The organism is Aporhodopirellula aestuarii (assembly GCF_023701485.1).
Taxonomy (GTDB): domain Bacteria; phylum Planctomycetota; class Planctomycetia; order Pirellulales; family Pirellulaceae; genus Rhodopirellula; species Rhodopirellula aestuarii.
This window is the reverse complement of record NZ_JAMQBK010000062.1, coordinates 65,769-86,909: the sequence shown is the minus strand read 5'-3', so window position 1 is coordinate 86,909 and position 21,141 is coordinate 65,769. Positions and strand designations below refer to the sequence as shown.

The window sequence follows — 21,141 nt, the reverse complement described above, 5'->3', positions numbered from 1 at the left end:
ACTCGCGTCATGGGCGTCCCGATGGGTCCGCACACAGCAATTGCCGATTCGCATTCCCATTTGCCGCGTGATCTCCCCATGACTCATGCATTCAAAACGCTGGGGATCGTCCTCCACCAATCGTATCGAGTATCCTGACTACTCGGCAATCCACCCCATGAACGCTCCAGCTCGCTTGCCCCCCGACCGCGCATGCCCCCCCGTGCCCCGCTGCAACGCAAAATTCACGGTCTTGACTGTGTCGAAGAAGTTTCGCTGCTCAAGCGTGAGCTAGTCCCTCTCGTCGGCGACGAATCCCGTCTCGCGTTCGATCTGCTGCGTGCCAAACTCACCATCGATCTTGATGGCACATCGCTGGCGAGCGAAGAAATCGATTCCGCGATCGACCGCACCGGATTGCGTCACGAACCTTGGGTCGAGGACTCTGCGGAAGACGAAACGCAATCGAGTTGGATCCAATACCGACGAGGGGCGTTAACAACGATCAGCGGCGTGTGTGGACTGGCGGGTTGGTGGTTGCACTACGCTCACAGTCGATCGCTCGCCGGCACCGATAATCTCCTCGACTCGCCTAATGAAGGCGTCACTCCGGTGATCGCCACCGTCTATTTGATCGGCATTTTCGCGGGTTTGATCCTGGTGCTGCCCAAAGCTTGGCGGTCTCTCACGTCGTTTCGCCCCGACATGAATCTCTTGATGAGCGTCGCGGTGGTCGGCGCGATCGCGATCGGCGAATGGTTCGAAGCCGCGACGGTCGCATTCCTGTTTTCGCTGTCGCTGCTGCTCGAATCATGGAGCATCGGGCGTGCCCGTCGAGCGATTAGTTCGTTGATGGAGTGGACACCTCCGGTCGCTCGTCTGGTCTGTTCGTCGGGTGGCGTCCATGAGGTGTCACCCAAAGAGGTCGCCGTCGACTCAACGCTACAGGTACGTCCCGGCGACAAGATCCCACTCGATGGTGTTGTCCTCACCGGCGCCAGTGACGTCGATCAATCTCCGATCACGGGCGAAAGTGTTCCTGTCGAAAAAGAGGAGGGTGATCCCGTTTACGCCGGCACGATCAACGGCGACGGCGTGCTGACGATGCGAACGACCAAGACCTCGGACGACTCGACGCTCGCTCGCATCATCCGCATGGTTAGCGAAGCGGGGTCCAAACGTGCGACGGCGGAACAATGGGTCGAAAAATTTGCCGCGATCTACACGCCGATCGTGTTCACGCTCGCGATCTTGATCGTGCTCATTCCACCGCTGCTCTTTCAAGCATCGTGGGAAGAGTGGATCTATCGTTCACTGGTGCTGCTGGTGATCGCGTGTCCCTGTGCGTTGGTGATCTCGACTCCGGTCAGCGTGATCTCGGCACTGACGTCTGCGGCACGCCATGGCGTCTTAATTAAAGGGGGTGTGTTCATCGAGTTACCCGCCAGCCTTGATGCGATCGCGTTCGACAAAACCGGCACACTCACCTACGGCGAGCCGGCGGTGTCTCAAATTATAGTTAGCAGCAACGGCATCGCTGCGTCGAGCGTCGACGAAGACGAATTGCTGTCGATCGCCGCCGCAATCGGATCTCAGAGCAGCCACCCGCTGTCACTCGCGATCGTCAACTACGCCCGCGATCGCCCGCTGCCGCCCAACACCGCGACGGAGGTTACGTCGATTTCGGGCAAGGGGTCCATCGCGATGGTGAACGGGCGTGAGATTTGGATGGGGTCCAAGCGATTGATGAAGGACCAAAACCTCGATTGCCGCCAAACAGAAGAATTACTCGACTCCCCTCAGGCACGCGACAAAAGCGTGGTACTCATCGGTAACTCCGAGCGGGTACTCGGAATCATATTGCTCACCGATCCGGTTCGTGAAAACGCTCGCGATGTCGTCGCTTTGCTTCGGCAATCGGGTATCAAGACGATCTCCATGTTGACCGGTGATCATGACGCGGCCGCTTGCAACATCGCCGAACAAACTGGCATCGACGACGTCCACTCTCAGTTGCTCCCCGAAGACAAAGTCGAGGTGATCGGATTAATGGTCGAGGAATATGGCAACGTGGCCATGGTCGGAGATGGCGTCAACGACGCACCGGCACTCGCGATTGCAACGCTCGGGATCGCCATGGGCGGTAGTGGCAGCGACGCGGCGATCGAAACGGCCGACATCACCCTCATGTCCAGCGATCTGCGACTGCTCCCCTGGCTACGTCAACACTCGATCAACACGCTCTCGATCATTCGCCAAAACATCGTGTTTGCACTGAGCATCAAATTTATATTCGTGTTGCTGACGTTTGTCGGATACGCGTCGTTGTGGGCCGCGATCGCAGCCGACACCGGCGCATCGCTGCTGGTCATTTTCAACGCCCTTCGATTGCTCCGCACCGCCCCCGTCCAACAGTGAAAGCGATCATCGCGTCTCCTTCCCCCTTGCCCGCCAACCATGATTGAAATCCGCGAAGTTGACGACGGCTGCACGTTCACGATCCGAGCAACCCCGAAAGCGAAAAAACCTTCCATCGGCGGCGAACACGACGGATCGCTCAAGGTCGTCGTCACGGCTCCCCCCGAAGATGGCAAGGCCAACGCAGCGGTTATCGCAGCGATCGCAAAGTGGCTCGGAACGAGCAAATCACGAATCGACATCACCGCCGGCCAGACATCGAGAATCAAGACCATTCACGCACGCGGTATCACCAAAGACGCCGTGAATCTCGCGATCGAAAATTTGAATTAGTTCCGCACACTTAAAAAACCTGTTTCGGGATCCACCGGCTTCTCCGCCGCAGTTAGACTAGGGAACACTCGCGTTGCCGGCTAAATGCCGATGACGACGACCGGTGAATCCTCCCCACTTCCCCTCAAGACGACTTCGTCAACCTGCAATGCCAACCATGAAATACCTTCTACTCGCAATGTCCCTGTTCACTAGTATCGTCGCGGAGGCTGGCCCATTGGTGTTCGAAGGCGAGTCGGGCCCAGGAGCGGGCAAACACATCGTTTTCTTAGCCGGTGATCACGAGTATCGCTCAGAAGAATCGCTACCGGCTCTGGCGCGGATCCTGGCCAAACATCACGGTTTCAAGTGCACGGTGTTGTTCAACATCGACCCAAAGAGTGGTGAGATTGTCGCCGGCACCCCCTCCAACATGCCGGGCATGGAAGCGCTCGACACAGCGGATCTCGCGGTCGTGTTCTTGCGGTTTCAAAATTTGCCACCAGAACAAATGAAACACCTCCACGACTACCTTAATCGTGGTGGCCCGGTCGTCGGAATGCGAACCGCAACGCATGCGTTTCAAATTCCGAACGATCAGAAATACTCCAAGTATTCGTTTAAGAGCGATGTCAACGGATACGAACTCGGGTTCGGACACCAGGTCCTCGGCCAAACTTGGGTAGGCCACTACGGCCGCAACCATCAACAAAGCACACGCATCACCGTTCTCGACGCGATGAAGGATCATCCGATTTTGCGTGGAGTCAAAGACGTCTGGGTTCAAGCGGGGGCTTATGTCGGCAAACCGGTCGATGGTGAGATCTTGACGATGGCACAACCGCTTCAAGGCATGACTCCGGATTCACCCATCGTCGAATCGCTGCCTCCGCAACCTTCGGAATGGACGCGCACCTATCGCACCGCAGACGGAAAAGAAGCTCGTGTTTTCACTTCGCTGTACGGAACCCCGGAAGACATCACCAACGAAGGCTATCGCCGCATGATGATCAACGGGATTTTCTGGGCGGTCGGCTTGGAGGACAAGATCACTTCCGATCTCGATGTTTCGCTGGTTGGACCGTTTAACCCCAACACATTCGGCAACCAAACACATGCACCGGGGATCAAGCCTGAAATGTACACGGGTTACGAGAGCCCGATCCCGGCTCATAACAACGTCAACAAACCGAAAGCGAAAGCCAAGAAAAAACCGGCTAAGAAAGCGGCTACCGAAAACTAACGCGGCGTTCATCAATTAGCTACCCTCACGCGACGGCAAACACGGATGCTTGCCGCACCATCGCAGCCCTTTCGCTTTGAACTCCCCCAACTGCTGAGCCATACCGCTGCAGGAACTCAAAAACGGCTACGACACGTAGCCGCGGGGGTGGGATTGATGCCACCGCCACGCCGTCTCGACCACCTCTTGGACGTCGGTGTAACGGGGCTTCCACCCCAACACCTCGCCGGCCAAGGTGGCGTCGGCAACGAGTTCGGCGGGGTCGCCCGGCCGCCGATCGCCCATCACAACCGGGATCGGATGACCGGTCACTTCGCGGCATGCGTCCACGATCTCGCGAACGCTGACTCCCTTGCCCGTACCCAAGTTGACGCAGATCCCTTTGCCGGGCTGCAAGCGTTCGAGCGCTCGCAGGTGGGCATCCGCGAGATCTTCGACGTGAATGTAGTCGCGGATACACGTTCCGTCGGGAGTGGGATAGTCATCGCCAAAAATCGTGATGCTCTCTCGTTGCCCCAATGCGACTTGCAGAACGATTGGGATCAAGTGTGATTCCGGATCGTGGTGCTCACCAATATGCCCTTCCGGATGAGCCCCTGCGGCGTTGAAATATCGTAGCGCTGCGTAACCGAAACCGTATGCGTGGGCATAATCGGCCAACGCCCGCTCGATCACCAATTTCGTGAAACCGTAGGGATTGATCGGATTCTGCGGCGTGGTTTCCGCGATCGGCATCTTTTCAGGCTGACCGTACGTCGCCGTCGTGCTGCTAAAGACGAATTTCTTGACATCGGCCCGACGCATCGCCTCCAGCAACGACAGCGTCGCGACGACGTTGTTTTGATAATACGCCGCAGGCTCCCGAACCGACTCACCGACTTCCGCGAAGGCGGCAAAGTGCATGACGACGTCGATTTTTTTGGCCCGCAGCGTCTTTTCGACTAGAGCGGAATCCATCAGATCCCCCTCGATAAAAGTCTCCACGGGAACCGAGGCGGCGTGACCACGGGATAAATTATCAAAAACACAAACGTGGTGACCTTCGGCAATCAACCGTGCAACGGCATGTGACCCGATGTATCCGGCACCACCTACTACCAAAACATTCATCTGTATCAATCAAACGAGGGCAAGGGTCGATAAGAGAAACATGGTAACGAATCGCCAGATTTGCTAACACAGGACTCGTCGGACCGCGAGCGGACAACCCCAAGGACGGGAGAATCAGGTGGCAAAACGACTGACAAAGCTGCAACAGCTACAAAACGGCGGGACCGCCCCCAAAAAGGTCGACGCTGGCGATTCGATCTGCGCCGATTTTCTGGTCTACCTCAAGCGAGAATGCCACCTCGCCAAGAATACCGTTGATGCCTACAGCCGCGACATGAAGCAGTTCGTCGCTTGGCTCAACGGACGCAAACCGGCCGACCTGAGCGTGACGGACCTCTCCGATTTCATCGGCTTTTTACACGACCGGGATCTCGCCCCGGCGTCGATCTCCCGCAACATTGTCGCCGTTCGGACGTTCTACAAATACCTTCAACTCGAAGGAATCGCGACCGAAAATCCCGCCGAGTTACTGGCCACGCAAAAATCGTGGCAGCGGATGCCGGGGGTCATGTCACCGGGCGAAGTGGACGCGTTCCTCAAGGCAGTCAAAAAGAGCGACTCGTTTTGGGAACGTGACCGCGCGATCCTCGAGGTCCTTTATGCGACCGGTTGCCGTGCGTCGGAAGTCTGCTCGTTGAGAGTTCGCGATCTCTCGCTATCCGAAAAACACCTGCGTTGCCACGGAAAAGGTGACAAGCAACGGATGGTTCCGATCGGCGGCCGCGCGATCGCCGCGATCGAACTGTACCTCGCCCAAGCCCGGGGCATTCTCGCCGCGCGAGCCCCAACCCTGTGCGATGAACTTTTTCTTTCTCGTGGGGGCAGACCGCTGGACCGCGTGCAGCTTTGGCGATTGGTCAAACGCTATGCCGAACGGGCTGGCATTTTGTCCGAAATCAGCCCCCACTCGCTGCGTCACAGCTTCGCGACACACCTGCTCGCCGGCGGCGCCGACCTGCGTCAAGTTCAGGAAATGCTTGGCCACGCCAGCATCCAAACGACGCAGATCTACACGCACGTCGAACACAGCCGCCTGCAACGCGTGCATCGCGATTTTCATCCGCGGGCGTGATCGGGGAACTCCGGTCGGACCGCGATCATCACTTCCCGTTTGCCACCACGAGGGCCGGGAACTCGCCGAACCTCCAATCCCGCCGCTTCCATCCGGCGTCGAATTTCGGATGCGACACAATACGTCACCAGTCGCCCGCCCGGCTTGATTCTCTTCACGAGCTCTCGCAAAAACGAAATCTCCCAAACCTCGGGATTCGTTTTCGGATCGAAAACGTCGAAGTAAACGGTGTCGACGGTCACCTCCGCGCCGGTGATCCAATCGAGTACGTCACCAACGAGATAGTCGACCACGTGCCGCTCGGTCGGACTCCATCGCAATGGTAAAACCGAACCCGTCTCCACCGCGGGAATTATTGAAATCGCAGCGCGTGATTCGGAATACCACCGCAGAAATTTCGTCGCCAACTCAGGCTTTTGCAGACCACGTGCAAGGTCGAGCTGCTCGAGCGTTTCGCTCATCAAGGGATGACGGTCAATACCGATGTATCTCAGCGGCCTGTCGTTTGCCACCATCCGGTCGAGCGTACGAAGCATCGACATCCCGGTACCAAGGCCGACTTCGAGAATCGTGGTCGGCCACCGTGACGTTTCGTCAGACGTCTCTCCGATCGAACAACCACCGTTGGAGAGATAGACGTGGTCACATTCCGCCGCGGCGCCACAGCGGCTGTGATACGAGACGTCGCTATCGCGCCGGATTAAGGTCCGGCTCTCGTCATCAGTAATTTCGATCAACCAGCCAGGTTCAGGACAAGGCAGTTGCACGCGTACCGGTGGAGACATGTTCGAATTTCCAGGGCAGGCAATTCGTCACCTCCCAACCCGACATGGGTTCAGATGACGAACTGCAACTCGGGAGATTTTGCCATAGCTTCGACGCGATTGCGACCAGATGACTTCGCTTGAGAGAGCATTTGATCACACCGGTTGAAAACATCCTCCCACGTCTGGTCCGAGCCCGCTTCCACCAATCCCGCACTGGCGGTGACGTTGATTTCGATATCGCCGATTTGCATCGTCATTCCAGCCAACCGATCGAGGACCCGCTGAACTTGTGCTTGCGCTTCGGAGATCGATGTCGCCGCCATCATGACCGAGAATTCTTTCCCGCCGAAACGGACGATCGACGAATCCGCCTCGACCAATTCCACCATCGCCACAGCGGCGTTTTTCAAAACGACATCACCGACGCAGCGGCCGTGCATGCTGTTGATCTGCTTGAATCGATCCAGACCGATCAACGCCACATAGAGCGAACGATGCTGTGTCTGCGCGTCGATTAACAAACTCATGTATTTCCATTGCAGGTTCCGGCGGTTGGCCAAGCCCGTCAACGGATCGATATCCGCAACGGCGAGATAACCGAGAACCATCCGCTGTCGCTCGATCGCGAAACGGATCACCCGGACGAGAGACGCAGTCGTGAAGTGCCCCTTGGCGACGTAGTCCTGGGCGCCACATCGGATTGCGTGAACTGCCAGTTCGTCGTCATCATGCCCGGTCAGAACGATGATCGGTAGACGGGAATCGAACGCACGAAGCCGCTCAAACGATTCGGCCCCACGTGCGTCAGGCAAATTGATATCGACGAGCGCCACATCGTAATCGGTGTTTTGCAACCGCTCGATCGCCTCGCACATGCTGCTCACATGATCGACCGCAACGCTGAGTTTTTGCTGCTTCCCGAACAACCGCATCAGGATCGTGGCATCCATCGGATCATCTTCGATCAACAGCACTCGATACTGGTTGCCGTTCTCTTGAACACCCGGTGCCCGGAGAGTCTCTTTCGGATTCTGATTCTCTAGTTCACGAATGATATTTTCGTACTCACCCATACTTCGCTTCCGCCTGCAACTTGTTTGAATTCACTGGCGGCTTTCGAGCAAAGTACGCTCACCCTGCATAACCACCACGCCCAATCATGGGATACGTGGAGATTGCCGGACGTTCGTATTCTCATGCGACTTTCGCATTGAGCTCAATTGAACAAAGTGTTTTCCGGTTTTTCGGGAAGTCCCGGTTAAGCTGGACGGTCGTTCACGTAGGGCTAGATCTTCTTACTGCCCCGGAGGAATTTGCTCATCGCCGCAGGGAGGGGTGACTCAACAGTCATCTCCTCTCCCGTAATCGGGTGAGTGAATGACAACGACGTGGCGTGTAACGCGATGCGTTTGCGAATCCAACGGGGGTGCTTGGCACGTTCGGGTTCGTAGTGCGTATCACCGAGCACAGGGTGCAGCGCGTAAGCGAACTGCACACGGATCTGGTTGCGTTTGCCCGTCTGCAAAACCACTTCAACGAACGTGGCGTCTTCAAGGCGTTGCAACACTCGATAGTGGGTGATCGCCTCCTCGCTGTCTTTGGACGGCGCGGTCACGTAGCGGTCGAGGTTGTTTCCGGTCGCCAAATGCGAGCGGAAAGTGCCTTCGTCGTCACGAAGGGTTCCGGCGACCAAGGCCAAATAAACACGCCTCGGTTTCTGGTTTTTGAACTGCTCGATGAGTTGCTCGGCGATGGCGGCATGCTTGCCAAAAATAAGCAATCCGCTGACTTCCCTGTCGAGACGATGGACGAGACAAGCCTCTCGCTCGCTCCGCGAGTGACTCAGGTAGATTGAAACCCGCTCGACTAACGTGTTCGGGTCGCCGCGATCGGTCGGGACCGTCAACGTGCCCGCGGCTTTGTCGACCACGATCAAATGCTCGTCTTCATAGGCAATCGTGAACGTGCGGTCATCCCACTTTTTGACTTTCTTTTCGCGGTACCGCTGCGTCGGGTCGTAACGCACCGCGACGCTGTCACCGGCCTCCAACGGGGTCCCAGGATCCTCACACGGCCCACCATTCACCGATACACAACCGCGATCGATGATGCCACGAGATTGGCTGTGGGACGTCTCACAAATACGGCGTACGAACGCGTCGGCGCGACCGGCGGTTTCTTCCGTTACGGTTTCTGTGAGTGTTTTCATCGCCATCTTGGGGTACTTCCTGCATGTTGTGCACGGAGCTTTTTGGTTTTGGGAGTCACGAAGGCGTAACGTACCACCACCGCTCGCGTGTCAATATCCCAGGGGATTGGCAGGTAGCGTGTCGGCGTCGCGACGATCGGCAGGATCGTCAAAATCATTCATCGTGTCGCTCGATCGGCCGCCGATTTTATTCTTTTGCGGCCTCATTCTGTCGGGGGGCGACCTAGCGTTCATGGCATCGACCGATTCCATGTCGTTGTTGATCGCCAAAAAGATTGCGTTCATCCCCATCCCTCTTTCGTCGAATTTTTGCTTGCCATGTCCACCGAGCCAAAAAAGAACCTGATGCAAAAGAAACGCACTCGAACAGTGATCGATCGCGAAGTGCAGTACGGGGTGATCTGGAAGATCGCAGTCCACTGGATGGCGTTGTTCGCGTGCAACTCAATCGCCTTGGTCATCTGGGTCGGCTTGTTCGAACAACCTGATTTGAGTTGGAAACAAACGCTCTCGGATAGTTTCCGTCGGTTCCTACCGTTCTTCGTAATCACCGCCGCACTCATTCCCGCGTTCGTCGTCGATACGCTGAAGCTCACGAACCGATTTGCCGGTCCGATTTCGCGACTACGTAGCGAGCTTTCCAATGCCGCCGAAGGCCGTCCCGTTCGCCACCTCAAGTTCCGCGACAACGATTTCTGGCGTGAAATCGCGGACGGGTTCAACGCGTTGATCGATCGCGCGGGGCTGTCCATCGATCAACAGGACGCTTCCAAAGCGGCCAAGTAGTTTTGACCGTTCTATTACGCAACCAATGTTGTCCCTGCCCCGATTTGATTGCCCGTCGATTTCCGAGACCACGATGACCGAACTGTACCGACGCCAACAACCGCTAACACAACGGTGTCAGAGGATCGCGGGACGACGCCGAAGTCGCCGAGGCGCCGCGGCGGTTGAGTTTGCAGTCTGCTTACCCATTCTCGTGCTGTTGGTATTCGGCTCGATCGAAGCCTCTTGCATGATCTTCCTGAAACAAACGCTGCACGTCGCCGCCTACGAAGCGACTCGCGTTGCGATCCGAGATGGTCGCAGTAACGCCGATGGTGAACAATCCGCGCGGCAAATTCTCGAAGCACGATCCGTCAACGGGTTCGACATTCGGTTTCCAAACGGAGAAGCGTTCGATGCGGACCGCGGTGCCGAAATCGTTGCTGAAATCAGCGCACCGAGTGCCCCCAACAGCCCACTCATCGGCCAATTCATCTCCGACCGGGTGCTCACCGCACGGGTCGTGATGATCAAACAATGAACAACCGACGGTAACGTCCTCCACCGACTTCTCTGCCAAGCCATCCGACATGATCCGCACCACCGCCGCCTCCCATTCACACCGCTGCCTCAGATTCGGACGACGCGCCAACTCGCGCCGCGGGGCCATGTTGATTCTGATCGCGATCATGCTGTTCATGTTCTTGATCACGATGGCGTTCTCGATCGATATCGCGCAAATGCACCTTTCGCGTGCCGAGCTTCGCGCCGCATCGGACGCCGCTGCCAACGCGGCCGCGACCACACTCGCGGACACTCTCGATCAGAACGCGGCGATCGCCCGCGGTCAAGAAATCGCCGCCGCTAACTTCGTCAACAACGATCCATTGCTACTCGCTGCCGGCGACTTCGATTTCGGCCGCAGCGAACGGCAAGCAAACGGCAAGTACGAATTCAGCAACGGCGGCTCACCGCTCAACAGTGTGCGTGTCAACGGTCGCAGGACAGTTGGTTCGCGATCGGGCGCCGTGCCGTTGTTATTCGGCAACGTCACAGGTACTGAACTTTTCGAACCTTCGATGACCTCGACGGCGACCTACATCGAACGTGATATCACGTTGGTGATCGACCGCAGCGGATCGATGTCGGGACAAAAGTTTGCGGACCTGACGTCGGCACTCATCATATTCACCAACCTGCTCAATTCCACTCCCGTCGAAGAGCAGGTCGGCCTCGCGTCTTACAATGATCGAGCCACCGAGGATGTCCAACTGACCGAAAACTTTGGCGAGATCACCGATGCGTTGGCGCGACTGAGAACAGCCGGCTACACGAGCATCTCGCGCGGAATGCAGGCCGGACAAAACATCGCCAGCCGCGGACGTCCCCCTGAATTCGTCGAGCGGACAATGATCGTGATGACTGACGGCCAACACAACCGTGGGATAGAGCCGCGGATCGTCGCCGCCGATCTCGCCGACGACGACGTCACGATTCATACGATTACCTTCGGCAACGGTGCCGACATCCGTCGCATGCGAGAAGTCGCGGAGATCGGTGGCGGGCGGCATTACCACGCCTTAACCGGAGCGGAATTACAAGCAGTTTATCGCGACATCGCGTTGACACTCGGCACCGTTCTGACGGACTGAGGCGAGCGACACCGCGTTCGCATTGAAATCATCGCTTCGCCAACCTCTCCACTCGACGCACAACATTCGCATTTATCAATCGGAATCATTCATGATCACGCATCGAACCCGTGTTCCCTCGCTAGGTTTTCGGCGACCATCAACTTCGGCGTCACGTCGTGCCAAACGAACCGGTGCCGTCGCCGTCGAATTTGCTGTCGTCGCTCCGCTCCTATTCATGTTCTTCTTTGCGGGATTCGAGTTCTGCCGGGTGGCGATGATCCGCCACACCGTTGACAACGCGGTTTACGAAGGCGCTCGCCGTGGCATCGTTCCGGGCGGCACAAACGGCGAAGTACGTACCGAAGCTGAACGGGTCCTGTCAACGATCGGGCTTCGCAATTTTTCTCTCTCGGTCACCCCAGCCGTTTTCGACGACGAAACCGACGAGATTACCGTCCGTCTGACGGTACCCTTGGACGTCAATACGTTCGTTCCGGCGCAGTATTTCGTGGGCAAAGAGATTCAACGAGAATTGACAATGCGTCGCGAAGGACGTTGAGTCGATTGCTCGATCCGCTAGACTGGTCACGTTCGACCGCTGTGGTCGGATGGTTGAGAGGTTGTGCATCGCGTAATCTTCAACAAACACCTTCATTCGAATCGTTGGTTTGCCAGTGAAGCATCGCGAGAATGACCGCCTCTCATCCAACCCAACGCGGGTGCTGCTGATCGACTTGGACAACTGCCCTCACGAAGTCCTCGATCTGGCAGCGACGGCCAAGCGATACGACCTAATCATCGCCGCGCACGGCCGGCAAGAACCACGCGTGCCACTCGGCATGGCCTCGGTACTGGGCAGTTTGATCTCGCAGCGGAAGATTGAAATCTGGGCGATGCCCGCCGGCAAGAACTCCGCCGACTTCGGTTTAACGTTCATCGCAGGACGCCTCTCCGCCGAACTCCCCAAAGACGCCATCTTCGAAGTCGCCTCCAAAGACAAAGACCTCGAACACGCGGTCGGACTGCTGAATCGGTCCGGATTCGAGGCATCCCGAATCGATTCATCGATTAACTCAACCTACCAAGCGTCGCCCCAGGCCGTTGTCTCTCCGCTGGCGAGCCGAATCGCCAGTTCACTCAGCGGTCGCGGCGCGAAGTCGCGTCCCAAACGTCGACGCAGCCTGCACGCCACCGTCAAGGCGCGGGGCCCGTCCCCCGAACAAGGCATGGCAGCGTTGAAGGAACTCGAACAGGTCGCGGCGATCATCTACGATTCGAGTGGAAGCCCGCAGTATGACGATGCTCTTTTGAAAAGCCTCGCCGCCCTAGCACCCAAAAAAAAATGCAAAACCGAAGCACTGCCGCTTAAAAAACTCGTGCCGCCAAAACGACTCCCTCGACACGTCGATCCCTCTCAACTCACGCTGTTTGATCGAGAGGAAACTCTCGCTGACGACGGGCTCAACGAAGCAGTACCGTTAAAGGTATTGCACCCGGAAATTGTGCCGGGTTACTCCGCTGCGGATGATGAAGTGCCGTTCTGAAATCCGAATGCACAGCCTTGCATGCAATCCGCGACCGGAACTTGGCGTTCCGGTCGATCACTAAGTGACATACTCTTCTTCCGCTTCGCCGGTCGGACGCGAGATCTCGCCGGTGTCTTCGAGATGCCGCACGATATCGACGATCTTTTGCTGCACCCCTTCGACTTCGCTGATACGAACGCTGCCGAGATAGCCCATCTCTTCGCGCAGGTTCTCCGCCGCACGCGAACTCATATTGCGTAGCACCTTTTCCTGCAGCGGAGCACTGGCCCCCTTGAGTGCCATCGCCCATTGAGCCGTTTCGACATTCTTGAGTAGCGACTGAATGTCCCGATCGCCCAGCTTGACGATGTCTTCGAAGACAAACATGAGTCGCCGAATCTCTTCTGATAATTCGGGATCTTCGCGACCGAGCGATTCCATGATAGTGCGTTCGACCGCACGTTCGACAACGTTGAGAATCTCGGCAACACTCTCGACGCCGCCCATGTTGCTTTGCTGCTGGTTGACCATACTGCTCAAACGCATCTCCAACCCGCGTTCGAGTTCCGCGACCGCTGCCGGACTGGTCCGGCCAATGTTTGCGACCCGGCGAATCACCTCCAGCTGTTTTTCAGGATCAAGTCCCGCCATGACTTCCGCTGCGTAGGTCGATGGCACGTGACTGAGCAACAACGCGATGGTTTGTGGGTGTTCATCGCCGATGAACTGGAGCAGAGTCTGCGTATCGACCTTCTTGACGAAACCGAATGGCATCGCCTCAATCGTCTGTTGCAAATTGCCGATCAACTCCCCGGCGTCTCGTCCGAGAGCCTCTTTGATCAGCTCTTTCGCCCGCTCAAGACCGCCCGGACTGGCGTAAATCGAACTCGCCTTGCTGGTCAAAAACTCCGCGATGACGACCTCTTGCTCGTCGCCACCCACCGAATCGATCTGAGCGATTTTGATGCTGATCAGCTCAATCAATCGCGGCGGTAATTGCCCGAGAACTTTGGCTGCCGTTTTTGTCGGCAAACTCATCAATAGAATCGCGGCCTTGTTGAGGCCACGATCTTGGTCTGCGGAAAGGGTGAGTGTATCGGTCATCGACTTTGAGGCTGGATGATTCGAAAATGGAACACCCGAGGAGATGGATGCGTTTCATCCCCTTATTTCGGCCATGAAAGGTCGAGTTCTCTATTCCTTCACCCCGCAACGCTCCACGCCCGCACAACCGTTAGAATCGTTCGATTTCAGTTGTCGATTTCACCTCGCCTCTCCCAACGAAGCCTCACGAAATGCGCCGACTGAAATCCTTCGAGATGCCCGGGCCAATGTCCAATCGACACGGCGGAAAGGGGCGGCGTCGTGGTGTCAGAATCGCTTGACGATCCGCCGCCCGCGTCCGTCGCAATCGCCTCGGCCAATCGCATCCAGTGATTTCGATTCATGTCGCGACGCGGCCAACCCAACTCGGCAAACACGATCTGGCAGGCCGCCGTGATGATCGGCACCTCGTTGGCGAGTTCGGAGGAATGTGGCCATGTCGAATGAGGCATCTGTTCGACGCCCGGCCGCGACGCCACCGGACGGCGAATCCACACCTCGCTCCGAAAGTTTTCCTCCCGCCCATCTTCCATCGCATCCGGCGGGTCGATCACAAACGCATCAATCCATTGACGCGCTAAACGGGAAACCATGCCGTCGAGCTGCGTTTGATTCTCCGCGGCGCGGACGATCGCTTCATCCGCTTTGGGAAATCGTTGTCTCAGCAGCGGCATCGCTTCATGCCGAATCCAATTGCGGGTGTACCGGGTTTGGCTGTTGCTCGCATCTTCACGCCAAGCTTGGCCGATCTGCCGGAGTGCGGTTCGAATGTCCTCGCGGCGGACTTTGAGGAGTGGCCTGCGGATGACAAAATCGCTACCGAGAGGGCGGGCCGACTGCATCCCTTTCATGCCCGCTGATCCGGTACCACGCAGTAGGTGATGTAAGATCGTTTCCGCTTGGTCGTCCGCCGTGTGAGCCAACGCGACGTATCGGCATCCGGTTGCCGCAGCCGTCTTTAAAAAGAAGTCACGTCGATCCTGCCGCAAACCGGCTTCGGCGTCAGGTGATGACGGATCCGACGACCGGCCGACATCGACAGGCACACCTAACGTATCTGCGAGTTCAACCACAAACTGTTCGTCCGCATCCGACTGGTCGGCTCGCAAGCGGTGATTGAAGTGTCCGATTCGCAGCGGTGGCGAATGCGCCCGGTTATCACCAAAACGTTCGCGATATCGCTCGACGATTAAGCGAACCAACGCGACGCTGTCGGCACCGCCACTGCATCCGACGATCACTCCGACGTCACTGGCTTCATCCGACCAATCGGAACGAAACGTATCGCGGAGCGATCTCCATGCAAAGCATTCAGGTGGTCCGTCCATGAATCAATGGGCTGCGAGGACGAACACGACATGGGCTGGCAGGCGATGTCCCAGCACCCACAATCTGGCCATCCTATGCAACACGCTCAATTCATTCCGGGCAATCCGCCAGCCGGCATTTCGGCGCCGGGTAATCCCCCTCCGTTGTTCCCCATCGGCATTCCCATACCCGGGAACATTGGCGGAAGGCCGATGCTATCGTCGATTTCGTCATTCACCTTGATCTGTTCGACTTCGATTCCTGCCAACTCGCCCAAGGCAGGACGCTGGCCTTCGAGCGCTTCGATCCAAAGTTCAAGGTTAATGAGCGTGTCATCATTGATGACGTCGAAGATTACCTTGATGCTATCGACCCAAGCTTGAATTTTAGCTCGGTCCGCTTCTGGAACCGCCGCCATCAAACCACCCGGTTGATCACCAGGTGTCCCCTTTGGTGAACCTGTCGCTCCTCGGAGCAACTGCTGAAGAACGAAGCTTAGTTTTCGACGAGATAGGTTGACTTCCGGTGGTTGAGGCTGGACGGGCACCTGCATGCCGTACCCCATATCCATGTCGTAGCCCATGTCCATGCCCATTCCCATATCCATGCCCATCTCCATCCCCATGTCCATATCCATGCCCATGTCCATTTCGCCACGACCGTATTGACCGCCGTCCATGCCCATGTCCATCCCCATACCTCCGACCGGTGGACGTCGTCCGGGCACATTGGCCTTGGGTTTCTTAGTCGTGGATTTCCTCAAGAAATCGATCGGTTTGGGAGGTTGCGACGCCGCGATTCGTGGACGAGTCCGCGAGGCAAAACGCTTCAACTCGGACTCCAGCGCATTGAACGCTCGGACGGACCATTGTTTGGTCACTTCGTCGGGATCTTCGACTTTGCCTTGCAGTCCCGTATTGAAGCTGCCGAGTTTCGATGCCGAATACAGTGCGATCAAATCAGGCTTCTTTTCCGAAGTGCTGATACTGATCAACTGAGTGCCAAGCGTCGCATCGGTAGGTGTCCGCATGATATTCAAGATGTCGACTGCGAAACGTTGGAGGTATGCGTGCGCCTGTGGGTCACGAGATTCTGGTGGTTCGTCAGTGAGCAGTTTGTTCATCGCCGCGACAAGCTCGGTCTTGTCCTTTGCGGGCATGACCGGAAAAGCGAGTTGCACGTAGTTCTGGATGCCGTGCAACGCGGCTGCTCGAATGCCATCACTCTCTTTTTCATTGGTGTAGAGTTTGAACAGGATCGGGTAGCTGTAGCTCAACGGCAACGGTGGGCGACCGGTCGCAATATCCATCGGTTTGGCCTGCAACCGCGAGAGTGCATTGATCGCATTGATCCGAGCGGCAGGGATGTAGTTGCCTTCAGCGATCAACTTCATGCCGATAAAGGTCCCTGCTAACAGGGTTCGCGTTCCGGCGCTGCCGACGCGCTGTGCGCCTTCGACGTCTTTGAGGATCCCTTCGACGGTTTTACTCAGCTCAGGCAAATTTTCCTTTTGCGTGAGTTTCCAGGGGATGTATTTCTCCAGATAGAATTTGCTCATTCCGGGAACGGACGGACTCAGCTTGCTGAGATCCCGCGCCGTTTTCAATTGGCTGAGCGCCCGCTCGAGCTCACCAGCTTTTTTGGGATCTTTGAACTGTGCGTACGCTTCATCCAGTTCGTAGGTGTCGTACTGCTGGGCTGAGGCGAGGCTCGCCAACATCCACCACGCCGCGACTGCGATCGCCATCGTCCACCACAATTTCATCGCCCAAATCCGTTGCCCAGTCGTTCTGGTGCCCGTTTGGGTCGCGACCTTGCGAGCGGAAGGATCCAGCTCGGGGGATCGGTGAGCTGTGTTGTCGACCCGAAAGACGCCTGAAGCGGTACGATCGTGGGAGCCCGGTCGATGAGATTCGTTGGAAAGTTGGTTGTGAAAACGCAACGCCACACCTGCGGTGAGAGAAGAGAGCGGAGGCAACACTGTTGCCCTGCATTGGAGCCCCCATTATTCACCGAAAGTGAGCCCGCCGTCAACGAAAATCGGGCCTCAGAAGCGAAGAACGTCCGTTTCACCCGGAACCAAACTTCGCGAAAAAACGAAAAAAAGGCGAGGCCGACTCCGAGGAGCCGACCCCGCCTCGCACGGGGGGACGCTTAATATCTTGGTGTGGTTTTCATGCTGTCGTCGGCGTTCCCTTGACACAACGAATCATAGTCCCGCGATGACACTGACTCGGCCAAACCTTTGACTTTTTCCGGCAAAGCGACGGAGGACGCTGCTCAGAACGAGCGTTGGTGCCGGATATGCGGATTACGCGGATTTTTGATCGCGCAAAGTCCCCCTTTTCCCGCGACACGGCGAACGGCGATCAGATCGCTCCGCTTCTCCCGGCAGTGCCACATATCCCGACAAAACGACTTGGCACACCGATGGGATGCCTATCAGGGACGGCCATGGTGCGCCTGGACCGACAACGACTCTCCTGTGTCGGCACAGGGCGACTTTGCCAAATCCCTGCTTGTCGCCCGCTTTGGATTGAGTTTTAGCGGGATTGTACCGATTAACACGGTTGGAGGGGGGCCTCCGTCACGGAAGGAGTTTTGTGGTAGCAATTGACTGCAGCCACCAAACATTGAGCGTAGCGACAGTGGTCGCACCATCCTGCCGTGTCCATTTCATCGTTCTTGAAACGGAAGTGACGGAAATATGACTCGGATCAACTGGTTGCGTTCACTCTTTGCCACCTCAACCACTTGGCAGACCATTCGTGCGTTTAAATCTGACTCGCTCGGACAACGCTCAGCACTCTTTGGCTTGAGCCTCGCTTGCTTGTCTTGCTTGGTATCGACGAGCATCGCCGACCAAGCCAATGCTCAGCGGCCAATCGTACCGGGCACGGGGATGGAAATCATCGGCGTTGCCGACGACTTCGAAGACCCAACCTGGCAGTACATTCCCAATAATCCGAAGAGCACCGAGGACATCGACGATAACCAACGCGGGCCGATGGGCAAAAGCACCAACGGCCGCTGGTACGAAGGTGTCAAACGCGGCCATCCCGATATCGTTCAACGCGTCCCAACTCCGCCCGGTGGAATCCCCGGCAGTAAAGGCGCGTTACTGCTTCGTAGTAAATTCACCGGCATTCCCGGCCGCGCCAGCGGCACGATGCATCAAGACGACTTCATTTGCAACGTGCAATATCGCCTCAAACGTCGGATCGATATCTCGGAAGTCCCGAGCGTCACCACGCGAGTCTTTTTGCCACCCGTCGCCGAATGGGAAAATCGATCGGGACCGCATTTCGGTTTCCGCTTGGCACTCGAAACCACCGCGATGATCGAACAGGAAGTCGGCATCTTCAGACGTAAAGTCGAAGAACTCGGCAACGAGATTTACTGGCCGGGCATGTTCATCGAATTCGAAAGTAAAGACCAAACCAAGCGAGCCGACGATTACGCATACCTGCGAATCCGCAGCAACAAGAATGGCGGCGACTTCCGAGGACCTCAAATCACGACAACCGGATGGTGGACACTCGGTCTGAGCTGCACGCCCGACGGCATGGTCCACTACTACGCATCTCCGGGCGTTGACGACCTCACCGAAGACGACTACATCACCAGCCAATTCCCGTACAGCTATCAAGCCGAACGGATGCGGACGTTCTTCTATAACGTGTGCAGTGCCGACGACGGACAACGCTGGAGCACGTCGTTCATCGTGGACGATCCCAAAGTCTACGTACTGCGTCCGAAAGGCGGCTTGAAAACCGCCGGTCGAACCACTCGCACCAACCGGTAGTTCACCCGAGGGCTTCGGCAAACGCCGCTTGCAGGCACGCCTTGGCGTCATCACCTCGCGAGGAGTTGATGACCACGTTCACCTGCAACTCGCTCGTGGCGATCATCTCAACGTTGATCTTCGCACCGGCGAGTTGCTCGAACAGCACCGTACCGACTTGCGTGTGACTACGCAGCCCGATACCGCTGACGCTGAGTTTGGTAATCCCCGACGCACCTCGCACGTCGCGCATCGAGTGGTGATCGCAGATCGATTGGGCAACCTTCAAACCGGCGTCCAAATCACCTTCGTCGATCGTAAAACTGACGCTCGTGCTGCCATCGACACCGTCGTAACCTTGCACGATCATGTCGACAAAGATTCCGGCACGTCCGATTTCTTCGAACATATCCGCTGCGACCCCGACACGATCGGGAACACCATCGAGGGTCACGCGTGCTTGACCTTCGAGGATCGAAATGTCGGTCAGCGTGAGAGCTTCCAAGGCGTCGTTCTGCAACCGCGAAACGACATCTTCGACGTCAGCTTCGCGGCCCGTTGCCGCTTGGATCTCGGCCCACGTTTTGGCATCTGCCGGACGTTCGTGTAATCCAAACGCTTGGTGGACCGCTCGCAACGCTTCACTGGCTTCGTCACGCGGCACGAGTGCGGAGATTTTGATTTCGCTGGTCGTGATCATGTGAATGTTGACGCCGGCATCGGCCAACGCACGGAACATTCTCGCGGCCACCGATTTCTGTCGCGCCATCCCGAGTCCCACGACGCTCACCTTGGACACGTTCGCGTCGTGAGTCAAACCGCTCGCACCGATGCGTTCTTTAATTCCCTCGATCGCTTCGAGTGTCAGCTTTAATTCGTCGCCAGGAACAGTGAACGAAACGTCAGCCCTGCCCTCGGCACCCACGTTCTGCACGACCATGTCGACGGCCACCTTGCGTTTGGCAATCGCCGAAAAGATCGTTTGACTGATGCCCGGCACGTCGGGAACACCGAGAACCGTGATCCGAGCTTCGTCCTTGGTCAACGCCGCACCGCTCACCGGTGCGTTCTCCGATTCCGCTTGGGCAACGATCATGGTCCCGTCACGGTCTGAGAAACTGCTGCGGACGTGAATCGGAACATCAAACTTTTTCGCGAATTCGATTGATCGCGAGTGCATGACTCCCGCACCGAGCGACGCAAGTTCCAGCATTTCGTCGTAACTGATCACGTCGACCCGTCGGGCCTCGGGCAACAGTCGCGGGTCAGTCGTGTACACCCCGTCGACGTCAGTGTTGATCTCACAGGCGTCCGCTCCGAGTACCGCCGCCAACGCAACCGCCGTCGTGTCGCTGCCACCACGACCGAGCGTGGTGATGTTCAGATCGTCATCGATCCCTTGGAAACCAGCCGCCACAACAATGTTGCCTTCATCGAGCAATCTCTCGATACGGCCGGTGTCGATCGATCGGATGCGGGCCTTGCTGTAGCTGTTGTCCGTTTTCATCCCGAATTGGCCGCCCGTCAAACTGACGGCTTTCGACCCCAAATCATCGATCGCCATCGCAACCAACGCGACGCTGGTTTGCTCGCCCGTGCTCAATAGCATGTCCATTTCGCGGGCGGGCGGCTTTTCACTCACCGCGGAAGCCAATCGCAACAGCTCGTCGGTCTGTTTCCCCATCGCACTGACGACCATCACGACGCGATGCCCCTGTTTTTGGGCTCGTATCGCTCGGCGAGCTGCCGCACGAATTTTCTCAGGATCGGCTACCGACGTGCCGCCAAATTTCTGGACAATCAATGACATGGTCAAACGAGTTCTGTGTCTCGGATTCTAGGTTTGTGAGGGGAATGCATGGAAATCCTGCAAACCGCGAGCTTACCAGGGAGTCAATTTTCCTAAAAGC

General features: G+C 57.1%; 19 protein-coding genes. 10 read left to right on the top strand and 9 right to left on the bottom strand.

Annotation, left to right across the window (positions count from 1 at the left end):
• The first annotated feature begins 192 nt into the window (after nt 1-192).
• The 3 genes from NB063_RS23100 (at nt 193) to NB063_RS23090 (ending at nt 3,952) form a co-directional block, all read left to right on the top strand.
• Complete coding sequence (locus NB063_RS23100) at nt 193-2,397, top strand: heavy metal translocating P-type ATPase (protein ID WP_250931265.1); 2,205 nt, start codon at nt 193-195, stop codon at nt 2,395-2,397.
• 39 nt (nt 2,398-2,436) lie between these two features.
• Entirely contained in the window at nt 2,437-2,730 is a 294-nt protein-coding gene (locus NB063_RS23095) for a DUF167 domain-containing protein (RefSeq protein WP_250931264.1), read from the top strand.
• Between the two features lie 178 nt (nt 2,731-2,908).
• Nucleotides 2,909-3,952, top strand: coding sequence for a ThuA domain-containing protein (locus tag NB063_RS23090; RefSeq protein WP_250931263.1), 1,044 nt, complete (start codon nt 2,909-2,911; stop codon nt 3,950-3,952).
• 126 nt (nt 3,953-4,078) lie between these two features.
• On the opposite strand, the gene galE is transcribed toward NB063_RS23090, so the two are convergent.
• Nucleotides 4,079-5,062, bottom strand: a complete 984-nt coding sequence (gene galE, locus NB063_RS23085; RefSeq protein WP_250931262.1) for a UDP-glucose 4-epimerase GalE — start codon at nt 5,060-5,062, stop codon at nt 4,079-4,081.
• 118 nt (nt 5,063-5,180) lie between these two features.
• On the opposite strand from galE, the gene xerD reads away from it, so the two are divergent.
• Nucleotides 5,181-6,134, top strand: coding sequence for a site-specific tyrosine recombinase XerD (gene xerD, locus NB063_RS23080; protein ID WP_250931261.1), 954 nt, complete (start codon nt 5,181-5,183; stop codon nt 6,132-6,134).
• Here the strand turns inward: xerD and mnmD are convergent.
• The 4 genes from mnmD to NB063_RS23060 all read right to left on the bottom strand — a co-directional run bounded on the left by mnmD (nt 6,119) and on the right by NB063_RS23060 (nt 9,395).
• The gene (gene mnmD, locus NB063_RS23075; RefSeq protein WP_250931260.1) at nt 6,119-6,919 is read right to left on the bottom strand and encodes a tRNA (5-methylaminomethyl-2-thiouridine)(34)-methyltransferase MnmD; all 801 of its coding nucleotides are present in this window, start codon (nt 6,917-6,919) and stop codon (nt 6,119-6,121) included. The two genes, xerD and mnmD, sit on opposite strands and share 16 nt — an antisense overlap.
• A 50-nt stretch (nt 6,920-6,969) precedes the next feature.
• Complete coding sequence (locus NB063_RS23070) at nt 6,970-7,974, bottom strand: GGDEF domain-containing response regulator (RefSeq protein ID WP_250931259.1); 1,005 nt, start codon at nt 7,972-7,974, stop codon at nt 6,970-6,972.
• Between the two features lie 212 nt (nt 7,975-8,186).
• The gene (locus NB063_RS23065) at nt 8,187-9,110 is read right to left on the bottom strand and encodes an RluA family pseudouridine synthase (RefSeq protein ID WP_250931258.1); all 924 of its coding nucleotides are present in this window, start codon (nt 9,108-9,110) and stop codon (nt 8,187-8,189) included.
• 90 nt (nt 9,111-9,200) lie between these two features.
• On the bottom strand, nt 9,201-9,395 hold the full coding sequence (locus tag NB063_RS23060) for a hypothetical protein (RefSeq protein ID WP_250931257.1): 195 nt from the start codon (nt 9,393-9,395) through the stop codon (nt 9,201-9,203).
• 60 nt (nt 9,396-9,455) lie between these two features.
• Here NB063_RS23060 and NB063_RS23055 point away from each other — a divergent pair, with 60 nt between their 5' ends.
• The 5 genes from NB063_RS23055 to NB063_RS23035 all read left to right on the top strand — a co-directional run bounded on the left by NB063_RS23055 (nt 9,456) and on the right by NB063_RS23035 (nt 13,053).
• Complete coding sequence (locus tag NB063_RS23055; protein WP_250931256.1) at nt 9,456-9,896, top strand: hypothetical protein; 441 nt, start codon at nt 9,456-9,458, stop codon at nt 9,894-9,896.
• Nucleotides 9,897-9,921: 25 nt separating this feature from the next.
• Nucleotides 9,922-10,416, top strand: coding sequence for a TadE family protein (locus NB063_RS23050; RefSeq protein WP_250931255.1), 495 nt, complete (start codon nt 9,922-9,924; stop codon nt 10,414-10,416).
• 49 nt (nt 10,417-10,465) lie between these two features.
• Nucleotides 10,466-11,527 (top strand): vWA domain-containing protein, encoded by a 1,062-nt coding sequence (locus NB063_RS23045; RefSeq protein ID WP_250931254.1) that lies wholly within the window; start codon nt 10,466-10,468, stop codon nt 11,525-11,527.
• Between the two features lie 91 nt (nt 11,528-11,618).
• The gene (locus NB063_RS23040; protein ID WP_250931253.1) at nt 11,619-12,068 is read left to right on the top strand and encodes a TadE/TadG family type IV pilus assembly protein; all 450 of its coding nucleotides are present in this window, start codon (nt 11,619-11,621) and stop codon (nt 12,066-12,068) included.
• A 115-nt stretch (nt 12,069-12,183) separates the two neighbouring features.
• Nucleotides 12,184-13,053 carry a PIN domain-containing protein gene (locus NB063_RS23035; RefSeq protein ID WP_250931252.1) on the top strand — a complete coding sequence of 290 codons (870 nt, stop codon included), beginning with the start codon at nt 12,184-12,186 and terminating at the stop codon, nt 13,051-13,053.
• A gap of 60 nt (nt 13,054-13,113) precedes the next feature.
• Here the strand turns inward: NB063_RS23035 and fliG are convergent, their stop codons facing one another.
• The 3 genes from fliG to NB063_RS23020 all read right to left on the bottom strand — a co-directional run bounded on the left by fliG (nt 13,114) and on the right by NB063_RS23020 (nt 17,212).
• Nucleotides 13,114-14,139, bottom strand: coding sequence for a flagellar motor switch protein FliG (gene fliG, locus NB063_RS23030; RefSeq protein WP_250931251.1), 1,026 nt, complete (start codon nt 14,137-14,139; stop codon nt 13,114-13,116).
• A 146-nt stretch (nt 14,140-14,285) separates the two neighbouring features.
• The gene (gene tilS, locus NB063_RS23025; RefSeq protein WP_250931250.1) at nt 14,286-15,467 is read right to left on the bottom strand and encodes a tRNA lysidine(34) synthetase TilS; all 1,182 of its coding nucleotides are present in this window, start codon (nt 15,465-15,467) and stop codon (nt 14,286-14,288) included.
• Between the two features lie 86 nt (nt 15,468-15,553).
• Nucleotides 15,554-17,212 carry a hypothetical protein gene (locus tag NB063_RS23020; protein WP_250931249.1) on the bottom strand — a complete coding sequence of 553 codons (1,659 nt, stop codon included), beginning with the start codon at nt 17,210-17,212 and terminating at the stop codon, nt 15,554-15,556.
• A 942-nt stretch (nt 17,213-18,154) separates the two neighbouring features.
• On the opposite strand from NB063_RS23020, the gene NB063_RS23015 reads away from it, so the two are divergent.
• Nucleotides 18,155-19,252 (top strand): hypothetical protein, encoded by a 1,098-nt coding sequence (locus NB063_RS23015; protein WP_250931248.1) that lies wholly within the window; start codon nt 18,155-18,157, stop codon nt 19,250-19,252.
• 1 nt (nt 19,253) lies between these two features.
• On the opposite strand, the gene NB063_RS23010 is transcribed toward NB063_RS23015, so the two are convergent.
• A complete protein-coding gene (locus NB063_RS23010) occupies nt 19,254-21,041 on the bottom strand; it encodes an aspartate kinase (RefSeq protein WP_250931247.1) in 1,788 nt (595 codons plus the stop codon).
• Nucleotides 21,042-21,141 lie beyond the last annotated feature (100 nt).

Bases quoted from the DNA above. Each gene is read 5' to 3' on its own strand.
- NB063_RS23050 (WP_250931255.1), top strand. From the start codon at position 9,922: ATGTTGTCCCTGCCCCGATTTGATTGCCCGTCGATTTCCGAGACCACG.
- NB063_RS23055 (WP_250931256.1), top strand. From the start codon at position 9,456: ATGCAAAAGAAACGCACTCGAACAGTGATCGATCGCGAAGTGCAGTAC.
- fliG (WP_250931251.1), bottom strand. From the start codon at position 14,139: ATGACCGATACACTCACCCTTTCCGCAGACCAAGATCGTGGCCTCAAC.
- NB063_RS23040 (WP_250931253.1), top strand. From the start codon at position 11,619: ATGATCACGCATCGAACCCGTGTTCCCTCGCTAGGTTTTCGGCGACCA.
- NB063_RS23095 (WP_250931264.1), top strand. From the start codon at position 2,437: ATGATTGAAATCCGCGAAGTTGACGACGGCTGCACGTTCACGATCCGA.
- NB063_RS23070 (WP_250931259.1), bottom strand. From the start codon at position 7,974: ATGGGTGAGTACGAAAATATCATTCGTGAACTAGAGAATCAGAATCCG.
- NB063_RS23045 (WP_250931254.1), top strand. From the start codon at position 10,466: ATGATCCGCACCACCGCCGCCTCCCATTCACACCGCTGCCTCAGATTC.
- NB063_RS23090 (WP_250931263.1), top strand. From the start codon at position 2,909: ATGTCCCTGTTCACTAGTATCGTCGCGGAGGCTGGCCCATTGGTGTTC.
- NB063_RS23065 (WP_250931258.1), bottom strand. From the start codon at position 9,110: ATGAAAACACTCACAGAAACCGTAACGGAAGAAACCGCCGGTCGCGCC.
- mnmD (WP_250931260.1), bottom strand. From the start codon at position 6,919: ATGTCTCCACCGGTACGCGTGCAACTGCCTTGTCCTGAACCTGGCTGG.
- NB063_RS23100 (WP_250931265.1), top strand. From the start codon at position 193: ATGCCCCCCCGTGCCCCGCTGCAACGCAAAATTCACGGTCTTGACTGT.
- NB063_RS23010 (WP_250931247.1), bottom strand. From the start codon at position 21,041: ATGTCATTGATTGTCCAGAAATTTGGCGGCACGTCGGTAGCCGATCCT.
- NB063_RS23015 (WP_250931248.1), top strand. From the start codon at position 18,155: ATGACTCGGATCAACTGGTTGCGTTCACTCTTTGCCACCTCAACCACT.
- tilS (WP_250931250.1), bottom strand. From the start codon at position 15,467: ATGGACGGACCACCTGAATGCTTTGCATGGAGATCGCTCCGCGATACG.
- NB063_RS23020 (WP_250931249.1), bottom strand. From the start codon at position 17,212: ATGAAATTGTGGTGGACGATGGCGATCGCAGTCGCGGCGTGGTGGATG.
- NB063_RS23060 (WP_250931257.1), bottom strand. From the start codon at position 9,395: ATGAACGCAATCTTTTTGGCGATCAACAACGACATGGAATCGGTCGAT.
- galE (WP_250931262.1), bottom strand. From the start codon at position 5,062: ATGAATGTTTTGGTAGTAGGTGGTGCCGGATACATCGGGTCACATGCC.